This window comes from Burkholderia sp. (genome assembly GCF_018375725.1).
In the GTDB taxonomy this organism is placed as follows: Bacteria; Pseudomonadota; Gammaproteobacteria; order Burkholderiales; family Burkholderiaceae; genus Burkholderia.
Map to the genome: position 1 here is coordinate 1 of NZ_JAHACR010000179.1, position 8,628 is coordinate 8,628.

The window sequence follows — 8,628 nt, forward strand, 5'->3', positions numbered from 1 at the left end:
CAGCACCGCGCCGTTCGTCGGCCTGTTCGGCACGGTCTGGGGCATCTATCACGCACTGCTCGTAATCGGCGCGACCGGCCAGACGTCGATCGACCAGGTCGCGGGCCCGGTCGGCGAGTCGCTGATCATGACCGCATTCGGCCTGTTCGTCGCGATCCCCGCGGTACTCGTTTACAACGCGCTGACGCGCGCGAACAAGAGCATCGTCAGCAAGCTGCGCCGCTTCGCGCACGGGCTGCATGCGTTTTTCGTGACGGGTGCGAGCCTGGGATCGTCGTCGAAGCGCGATGGCCTGCGTCTGGCCACGCGCGCAAGCTGAGCGAGGTGCGCCATGGCAATGAACACCGGTTTCAGCGACGATGACGACGATGGCATGATGAGCGAGATCAACATGACGCCGCTCGTCGACGTCATGCTCGTACTCCTGATCATTTTCCTGGTGACGATACCGGCGATGCAACATGCGGTGAAGATCGATCTTCCGCATGCAAGCAGCCAGCCGGTCCAGGAAAAGCCCCAGACTGTCGATGTCGCGATCCAGGGCGACGGTACGATCCTGTGGGATGACCACGCGGTGACACGTGACCAACTGCAGACCCGTATCGCCGAGGCGGCAAAACGTGAGCCGCAGCCGGAACTGCATCTGCGCGCGGATCGCAAGGTTGCATATGAACGCGTCGCCGAAGTGATGTCCGATGCGCAGGCTGGCGGCCTGACAAAGCTCGGTTTCGTGACGGAGCCAAAGGCGAAGTAACGCACGCGGACGACACACAAAGTAAAAGGCCTTCATCGCCAGATGAAGGCCTTTTTTCATGCGCACGCGGGCGCCTTCGGGCGGCGGGCTCTCGGCGGTATCGGTTACACCTCGAGCAACGCAAATGAGACTACCGTGGTCTGCACGGACTGCGCTTTCTGCCCTATCTGGCTCGCAACATATGCGGCCACCGTATTCCGCGCCTAACTGCCTTCGCGAAATGGGATTTCAATATAGGCCTGCGCGCCCGCGCATTCAAGGCTTTGGCGATTGAAACTTGCGATTGCAGACGGCGCTTCAATGACAAAACAAATCCGCCACGTTTGCGTCGCCCGCACTCAGTCTGCGGCCGCTCCTTGCGAGGCCGCCTGGCTCGTGCGCTCCGGGCAGCCGGGCTGCTGATATTCGCCGTGGTCGAGTTTCTCCACCAGATAGTCGACAAACGCGCGCACCGCGGGCGGCATCCCCTGCCGGGAAACGAATACCGCGTACAACTGCGGCACCGGCAGCGTCCAGCCCGGCATCACGGGCGACAGTTGCCCCGCACGCAGCGCATTGCCGTATATCATTTCCGGCAGCGCAGCGATCCCGACACCATCGAGCACCGCTTCGCGAATCGTCATCAAATCCGCAGTCACCAGGCGCGGATCATGCTCGTGCACGTGACGCGTCCCATCCGGCGCAATCAAGTTGAACACATGGCGACCGTCGCCACTCGGCGTGTCGAGCGTCTCGAATGTCGCCAGTTCGTCCGGCACGAGCGGCGGCGCGTGCTGACTCAGCAGGCTCGGCGCCCCCACCAGCATTTGTTCGGTACGCCACAGCGGCCGCACGACGATATTTGCGTTTTGCGGCGGATCCGATCGCACGCGCAGCGCAACATCGACCGAATCCTCGAACAGGTCGATCACGCGATTCGTCACACGAACATGCACCTTCACTTCCGGATAGCGATGCAGGAACTCGGGCAGGATGCGCGACAACATCGTCTGCGAAAGCGTGACCGGCACGCTCACGCGCACGCTGCCGCGCGGCGACGTGCGAAGTTGCTGCACCGCGTTCATCGCAGCCTGCGCTTCGGCGAGCATCGCCCGGCAATGCTGATAGAACAGTTCGCCCGCCTCGGTCAGGGCGAGCTTGCGGGTCGAGCGCTGCAAAAGCCGCACGCCAAGCGACGCCTCGAGCTCGGTCAGGCGTCGCGACAGGCGCGACTTCGAGATTCCCAGTACGCGTTCGGCCGCGGAAAAGCCGCCATGCTCGACGACCTGGGAAAAGTACATCAGGTCGTTCAGATTGTGTGCGTCGACGTTCATTTCATCGTTCCAATTCCAGAACAATCCATTGCAAACCGCCAGGAATTTCCCGGCAAATTGCTCAATATAATAGCCGCTTGTTTCAAAAATAACGCTATTCAATTGTTTCGAGGGCCCGTGCATGACGATTGCTCGCACACTTGACCGTATTGTCCCCGCATTTCGCGCGACTGAAGGCGGCGGTTTTGTCGTCCAGCGGCCATTTCCGACCCGGCTCCTGACGGACTTCGATCCCTTCCTGCTACTCGACGAGATAGGGCCGGTCGAATACGGCCCGGGCGAGGCCAGAGGGGCGCCAGCCCATCCGCATCGCGGATTCGAAACGGTCACTTACGTGCTCGACGGGCGCTTTCAGCATCGCGATTCCGCAGGACATGCGGGCTCGCTCAGCCCCGGCGACGTGCAATGGATGACGGCCGGTGCCGGCGTCGTTCACAGCGAAATGCCGGATCCCGCATTCGCGGCGTCAGGCGGCCGTTCCCACGGGTTCCAGTTGTGGATCAACCTGCCGCGGCGCGACAAGCTGATCGCCCCGCGCTACCAGGACATTCCCGCCGATCGCATCCCGGTCGCCATGTCGCCGGACGGTCGAGCACGCGTCAAGGTCATCGCCGGCGACGTGTTCGGCGTGAAGGCCGCGATCGAGACGCGCACGCCGATCCTCTATCAGCACTTCACGCTCGAACCGGGCGCAAGCATCGCGCAAGCGGTGCCCGCGGGTTTCCGCGTGTTTGCATACCCGATAGCGGGCACGGGCTTCTACGGGCCGGATCGACAAGCAGTCGATGCGCGCCATATGGTGATCTATGGCAACGACGGCGACACGGTCACGTTCTGCGCCGACGACGCGCCACTCGATCTGCTGCTGATCGGCGGCATGCCGCTGAACGAGCCGATCGTGCGCTGTGGCCCTTTCGTCATGAATACCGAGGAGGAGATCCGGCAGGCTGTCGCCGACTACCAGGCCGGCCGGATGGGTCGAATCGCATCTTGAAGGCGATGCAAACATGCCGCGAGTGGGACGGAATTGCGTCACAATGAAGACTTGAACCACGCGGCCGTACGCCACCAGAAGGAACCTCTCCCCGTGAATTTCGAACACCTGATCCAGATCAATGCCGACGATCCGGCCGTGCCTCATTTGACGCGCGAGCAACTTTGGGAAGGTCTCGTGCTGCGCGCCGAGCAGCCGCAGCTGTTCGTGATCGGCCTTGATCGTTGCGTCGTCCGCGAGCGTACGGAGACGACGCTCGAACGCGAGTTGCACTACGGCCACGCGACGGTGTGTGACCGCGTGACGTTCACGCCGAATGAACAGGTGCGCTACGACATCCATGCGGCCGACGGCGAAATCGGTGGCTCGCTGACCATGACGATCGAAGAGCGCGACGACCAGCAACTATTCCTGCGCTTCGAATACCGTACGACACTTGTGGTCAGCGACGACAGCGAGGACGCACGGCAGACCCAGGGAATCGTCAAGGAGGCGTACCGTACCGCCGACATCGATACCGTGCGGCTGATCCGCGAATATGCACAAGGACGCAAGGATCCCGATCCCCTGCATTGATGTCGTGCCGTTGGCGGCCGTGATCGACCGCCTCTTTGACTCACCCTATCAATCTCACGATCCCGATCGAGAAAGATTCTTTGTAAATGGGAATAGTTATCATTTAGAATTCATTCCATCGAATCGACATTGCCCGATCAACCGAATGACCGACACCATGCGCTCGAATACGCTGACCTTGCGCCACACCGGTGGTGCCCTTGGAACCAGCCGCCAGAAGGCGGCGGCGGTCACGGCACCGGCAAAACCTGCCGATTCACGCCGCCACGCCGGCACGCGAACCGTCACCAGCGATTCGCTGCTGCAAGGCCACAGCCACATCAGCATCGCACACAACGGCGAAACCTATCAGTTGCGTGCCACGCGGCTCGGCAAGCTGATTCTGACGAAATAAGGACAGAGTATTGTGGGGACCACCTCCTGAGAGGTGTTAGGCATTAGCCAGCGTAACGGCTTGCACGCGAGATCTAGACCCCTTCGTGCAAACACACTCAAGCAGCCGTTACAGCAAGCCAAGCCACTTTTTTGGTTCTCGCAGAGGGTAAGGGAGCGACACGTCATCCGACGTGTCGCTTTTTATTTTGACGCGGGTCGCCCGATACGAACCGGCCTTCCGGCCGATATCAGCCCTTCAGCGCGGCAATCACTGCACGCGCGACTGCAGCATCCTGCTCCGACTTGACGCCCGATACACCGATCGAACCGACGGTCTCGCCGTCGGCCACAATCGGCACGCCGCCCTCGACCAGCCCTACCAGCGGCGCGCTCAGAAACGACACGCGCCCTTGCAGGACAATTTCCTCGTATGCCTTGCTTTCCCGACGACCCAGTGCGGACGTCCGGCCCTTGCCAATCGCCATCTCGACCGTCCCTGGCGCCGCGCCGTCCATTCGATGGAGATGCAGCAGATGTCCGCCGTCGTCGAAGATTGCGATTGTCACCGACCACTGGTTGGCAACCGCATACGCTTCCGCAGCTGCGGCCATCTTCATGACTTCATCGCTGGTCAGCACAGGTTTGGTTTTCATCGGACACCTCCTGGATGACGAGAATGTGCCTCACAGCATGATAGCGTCGCGTCAAAAGCCCCAGAACATCAGCCACCACGCACTATCGACGACGGCCAAAGCGGCGGCAAACCACACGAACGCCATCACGCGGCGCGGCAACCCGGCATAACGCCCTGCCACCTGCCATGCGAGCCATGCGCTCCATAGATTCGCGCCGACCAGGATTGCGATCCGCACATCCGAGGCCCAGCCGAGCGGCACATGCTCGGCGCGCAGCAGCGACAGCGTCGTGGCCGACAAGCCAAGAAACACGCCTGCGCCGGCAAGCGGAATCAGCGCTTGCGCAAGGTGGTGTAGACGGACGCGGTCGAAGCGGCCGAGCATTGCGGTTGCACCGGCCAGCAGCACGAGCAGCGCCGTGCCATAAACGAGGCCCGTCCCGACGATATAGCTGACGACCAACCCGCCATCGAGCCACGAGAATACGTCGTTACGCTCGGGATAATGCGTGAGCAGAAACCACGGCGCGTTGGTCTCGAGCGGCCACGTGATGTCGTGATCGATCAGCCAGCCCGCGAGCCATTGCTTGATCTGCACGAACCACGGGCTGACGGTCCAGTGGAATGCGCCGATCGCGACGCCCAGCAGGCCGTACAGAATCAGTGCGGTGTCCCACGGGCTCGCTTGCTGCGCGCCGAGTTTCACGACCTCCTCGGACGGCGAACGCCACGTCAGTTCGATCGCGTCGCGGTGGCCACTGCAACGGCCGCACATATGGCATGGCGCCGCGCCCTTCATGTTGCGCAACGGCACGAGCGGCGCGCAATTGACCGGGATCACTCGATGTCCGTTCTCGCCGCGCTTGTACGAAAGGCGCCACGCATCCTCGTCGACCTTGTAGCGCATCGGCGCGAGCCGGGCGAGCAGTCCGAATACGCCGTTGACCGGACAAAGATATTTGCACCACACGCGTTTCTCACGGCCGTACAGCAAACCGATCACGATCGCGGCCGCGGTCGACCCGCCAAGCACGAGCAGCACGGCAAGCGGATATTGGTAGACGCTGACCATCTGCCCGTAGATCGTCGTGATCCCGAATGCGACGAAGGGCCAGCCGCCCCAGCGCATCCAGCGCGGAATCGCCCGCCCGCGCCCGTACTTGCTCGCATATTCGGACAACGCGCCTTCCGGACAGAGCACGCCGCACCAGACGCGGCCGAGCATCACCATCGACAGCAGCACGAACGGCCACCAGATGCCCCAGAACACGAATTCCGCGGCAAGCGTCAGGTTGCTCCAGAGGTGCGCGGAATCGTCCGGCAACGGCATGATCGCCGGCACGATGATAAGAAACGCATAGACGGCCACGACCACCCACTGGATGCCGCGGATCAGCGCGCCATGGCGCTGCATCCATTGGCCAGCCTGTGCGAGCCTGCCCGGTTTTGCGCCGACGATCGCGCTCATGCCGGACGTCCCGCGGACACGGCCGGGCGCCGGCTCGCACGCTTGAGCAGCAGCCAGACGACCGCCCAGTACACCGCGTATGCGATCAGGTTCATGAGCGCAGGATGCGCGCGATAACCGGTCAGCGTCGCGACGAGCGAACCGAACGTGCCCGAATCGTCGAGAAGCGCCGATGTATCCCACACCTGCGACATGCCGAGCGGCAGGATTTCCTTGTCGATCAGCTTGTCGACGCCCGTCTGGAACAGGCCCGCGCCCAGGAACAGCAGCATCACTTCGGTGACGCGGAAAAAGTGGCGCCACGAGAAATACTTGCCGCCGAGCTGCAGCACGTAAAACGTCAACAGCGCGAGACCGAGACCGATGACGACGGCGAGCACCTGGCTGCCATCGACGTGACCCGACTGGCCGAAACCGAGGCCGTACAGGAAGATCACCGTTTCGCTACCCTCGCGCGCGATCGCAAGCGCGACCAGCACGGCAACGCCCCACCAGTTCGATCCGCGCGTGCTCTGCTGCAGCGACTGCTCCATGTCGCGCTTCAGCGTACGGCCGTGCTGACGCATCCACAACACCATCTGCACAATCAGCACGCATGCGATCAGGACCATCGCCGTCTGGAAATAGTCCTGCGCGTCGCCGGACAACACTTCGGTGAACCCGACGAGCGCGGCGCCAAGCCCGACCGCCATCAGCAGCCCGGCACCGACGCCGGCCCACAGATACGGCAAACCGCGACGCGCATCGCCATCGCCGTTTTTCAGCCATGCATAGAGAATGCCGACGACGAGGAGCGCCTCGACGCTCTCCCGCCAGACGATGAACAAAATCTGACCCATCGATAACTCCCTGACGCGCGACGCGTACACGCGCCCGCGCGCAGTTGAAACTGCATTACTTCGCGACGATCACGCCCTGCGCCTGCTGGTGAAAATCGTCGAAAAACTTGTATTCGCCCGGCGACTGCGGTGCGACGACGACGAACGACTCTGCGCCCGGCGCAAGCACCTTCTCCTTGCGCAGCTGCACGCTCTCGAATTCGGCAGCACCCTTGCCGGTGTTCCGGATCTCGATCTTGAAACGCTGGCCGGCCGGCACTTCGATGCGGGCGGGATTCAGCTTGCCGTCCGCCATCTCGAGCTTGAACGTCGGCAGATCGGCTGCCTGCGCCGCGCCAGCGAGCAGGAACACCACGGCCGTCGCGACGAATTTCTGGGGGAATTTCATGCTTGGTTCTCTACGAAGACGACTCGCGCGAAGCGGGCCGTCCGTTACGCAACCGATCAGTACCCGCCCTTCTTGCCGATGCCGGCGAACGGGAAGTCGTATTCGAGAGTGACGGGCTTGAACCACGCGCCCACGCCGGTTTCCTTGTCGACGTGACGGCCAAACGCCATATGACCCATCTGCATCGGCGGCTTCACGGTCATCGTCAGGTGATACTTGCCGGGGCCGTTCAACTTGATGTTGTCGCCGTAGTGCGGGCCATCGCTCGCGACCATGCCCATCAGGTCGCCTTCGGCCTTCCACTTCGCGTCACCCTGCTTCGTCAGCTTGTACGTAACCTGCAGGTAAGGCATCCAGTCGCCCTGCGCGAAACCGGTCGGGTTGTCCTTGACGGCATGGATGTCCGCTTCGAGGTGGATGTCCGAATCCGATGCCTTGCGCATCATCCCTTCCGGATCCATCGTGATCGGCTGCAGGTACACCGCACCGATTTCCATCCCGCCGTGAATTTGCTGCTTGCCGATCGGATACTCAGCCGCCGATGCCGACATGGCGGCCAGTGCCGCCGCTACCGCAACCGAAGTGCGGATGAACGAAGAACCCAACATGGACACTCCTTGTTTTTATCTGACAAATGCATGGCTGCCAGGTCGGACAGCCTGCCGGCAAACATTAACGCGATGAAGAACGTTAATGCGAACTATTCTCAATACTCGCGGAGTTTAGCACCGAAAGTGCTGAGGGACAAACCGGCAACCATGTAAAACCCTGATCTGACAAGGCTTAACAGACGGATTACAGGCCGTCCCGCGTAACGGTGTGAAAGATTTACTGAGCGCCGCTCACGTGATCGCCGACGTTCGCGCCAAATACCCGCTCGCGCAGGAGCGCAAGCTGATCGCGTGTCTGCGCGGCCTTTTCGAACTCGAGATTCTTCGCGTAATCGGCCATCTGCTTTTCGAGGCGCTTGATTTACTTGGCGATCTGCTTTTCGGACATGTCCTCGAATTTCGCGCGCTGCTCCGCCTCCTTCAGCTCCGCACGCGCCTCGTCGGCGTTGTAGACGCCGTCGATGATGTCCTTGATGCGCTTCACGACGCCGCGTGGCGTGATGCCCATCTTCTCGTTGTATGCGATCTGCTTCGCGCGTCGCCGCTCGGTCTCGCCGATCGCGCGCTTCATCGAATCGGTCATCGTGTCCGCATAAAGGATCGCCTTGCCGTTGACGTTACGCGCGGCGCGGCCGATGGTCTGGATCAGCGAGCGTTCGGCCCGCAGGAAACCCTC

General features: G+C 62.1%; 11 protein-coding genes and 1 pseudogene. 5 read left to right on the forward strand and 7 right to left on the reverse strand.

Features of this window, described 5'->3' with window-relative positions:
* Together KH616_RS17035 and KH616_RS17040 are read left to right on the forward strand one after the other, a co-directional pair.
* The coding region (locus KH616_RS17035) for a MotA/TolQ/ExbB proton channel family protein (RefSeq protein ID WP_292248470.1) at window positions 1–319 on the forward strand (319 nt) is incomplete at its 5' end.
* 12 nt (window positions 320–331) lie between these two features.
* The gene (locus KH616_RS17040; protein WP_292248472.1) at window positions 332–754 is read left to right on the forward strand and encodes a biopolymer transporter ExbD; all 423 of its coding nucleotides are present in this window, start codon (window positions 332–334) and stop codon (window positions 752–754) included.
* A gap of 338 nt (window positions 755–1,092) precedes the next feature.
* Here KH616_RS17040 and KH616_RS17045 read toward each other — a convergent pair whose 3' ends face one another.
* Window positions 1,093–2,067, reverse strand: coding sequence for a LysR family transcriptional regulator (locus tag KH616_RS17045; RefSeq protein WP_292248474.1), 975 nt, complete (start codon window positions 2,065–2,067; stop codon window positions 1,093–1,095).
* A gap of 121 nt (window positions 2,068–2,188) precedes the next feature.
* On the opposite strand from KH616_RS17045, the gene KH616_RS17050 reads away from it, so the two are divergent.
* The 3 genes from KH616_RS17050 (at window position 2,189) to KH616_RS17060 (ending at window position 4,031) form a co-directional block, all read left to right on the forward strand.
* Window positions 2,189–3,061, forward strand: coding sequence for a pirin family protein (locus KH616_RS17050; RefSeq protein WP_292248477.1), 873 nt, complete (start codon window positions 2,189–2,191; stop codon window positions 3,059–3,061).
* Between the two features lie 93 nt (window positions 3,062–3,154).
* Window positions 3,155–3,637 (forward strand): SRPBCC family protein, encoded by a 483-nt coding sequence (locus KH616_RS17055; RefSeq protein ID WP_292248480.1) that lies wholly within the window; start codon window positions 3,155–3,157, stop codon window positions 3,635–3,637.
* A 145-nt stretch (window positions 3,638–3,782) separates the two neighbouring features.
* On the forward strand, window positions 3,783–4,031 hold the full coding sequence (locus KH616_RS17060) for a hemin uptake protein HemP (RefSeq protein WP_292248481.1): 249 nt from the start codon (window positions 3,783–3,785) through the stop codon (window positions 4,029–4,031).
* A gap of 229 nt (window positions 4,032–4,260) precedes the next feature.
* On the opposite strand, the gene KH616_RS17065 is transcribed toward KH616_RS17060, so the two are convergent.
* The 6 genes and pseudogenes from KH616_RS17065 to KH616_RS17090 form a co-directional block, all read right to left on the reverse strand.
* Window positions 4,261–4,665, reverse strand: coding sequence for a heme-binding protein (locus KH616_RS17065; RefSeq protein WP_292248483.1), 405 nt, complete (start codon window positions 4,663–4,665; stop codon window positions 4,261–4,263).
* A gap of 51 nt (window positions 4,666–4,716) precedes the next feature.
* The gene (locus KH616_RS17070) at window positions 4,717–6,114 is read right to left on the reverse strand and encodes a 4Fe-4S binding protein (RefSeq protein WP_292248485.1); all 1,398 of its coding nucleotides are present in this window, start codon (window positions 6,112–6,114) and stop codon (window positions 4,717–4,719) included.
* A complete protein-coding gene (locus KH616_RS17075) occupies window positions 6,111–6,953 on the reverse strand; it encodes an FTR1 family protein (RefSeq protein ID WP_292248486.1) in 843 nt (280 codons plus the stop codon). The genes KH616_RS17070 and KH616_RS17075 overlap by 4 nt, the downstream gene beginning before the upstream one ends.
* A 55-nt stretch (window positions 6,954–7,008) precedes the next feature.
* On the reverse strand, window positions 7,009–7,341 hold the full coding sequence (locus tag KH616_RS17080) for a cupredoxin domain-containing protein (RefSeq protein WP_292248489.1): 333 nt from the start codon (window positions 7,339–7,341) through the stop codon (window positions 7,009–7,011).
* A gap of 56 nt (window positions 7,342–7,397) precedes the next feature.
* Window positions 7,398–7,949 carry an iron transporter gene (locus KH616_RS17085; protein ID WP_292248492.1) on the reverse strand — a complete coding sequence of 184 codons (552 nt, stop codon included), beginning with the start codon at window positions 7,947–7,949 and terminating at the stop codon, window positions 7,398–7,400.
* 220 nt (window positions 7,950–8,169) lie between these two features.
* A pseudogene (locus tag KH616_RS17090) lies at window positions 8,170–8,628 on the reverse strand (UvrB/UvrC motif-containing protein); the annotation flags it as partial.

What these genes read in the sequence shown, in the direction of transcription:
- KH616_RS17040 (WP_292248472.1), top strand. Translation starts at nt 332, where the DNA reads ATGGCAATGAACACCGGTTTCAGCGACGATGACGACGATGGCATGATG.
- KH616_RS17045 (WP_292248474.1), bottom strand. Translation starts at nt 2,067, where the DNA reads ATGAACGTCGACGCACACAATCTGAACGACCTGATGTACTTTTCCCAG.
- KH616_RS17050 (WP_292248477.1), top strand. Translation starts at nt 2,189, where the DNA reads ATGACGATTGCTCGCACACTTGACCGTATTGTCCCCGCATTTCGCGCG.
- KH616_RS17060 (WP_292248481.1), top strand. Translation starts at nt 3,783, where the DNA reads ATGACCGACACCATGCGCTCGAATACGCTGACCTTGCGCCACACCGGT.
- KH616_RS17065 (WP_292248483.1), bottom strand. Translation starts at nt 4,665, where the DNA reads ATGAAAACCAAACCTGTGCTGACCAGCGATGAAGTCATGAAGATGGCC.
- KH616_RS17070 (WP_292248485.1), bottom strand. Translation starts at nt 6,114, where the DNA reads ATGAGCGCGATCGTCGGCGCAAAACCGGGCAGGCTCGCACAGGCTGGC.
- KH616_RS17075 (WP_292248486.1), bottom strand. Translation starts at nt 6,953, where the DNA reads ATGGGTCAGATTTTGTTCATCGTCTGGCGGGAGAGCGTCGAGGCGCTC.
- KH616_RS17080 (WP_292248489.1), bottom strand. Translation starts at nt 7,341, where the DNA reads ATGAAATTCCCCCAGAAATTCGTCGCGACGGCCGTGGTGTTCCTGCTC.
- KH616_RS17085 (WP_292248492.1), bottom strand. Translation starts at nt 7,949, where the DNA reads ATGTTGGGTTCTTCGTTCATCCGCACTTCGGTTGCGGTAGCGGCGGCA.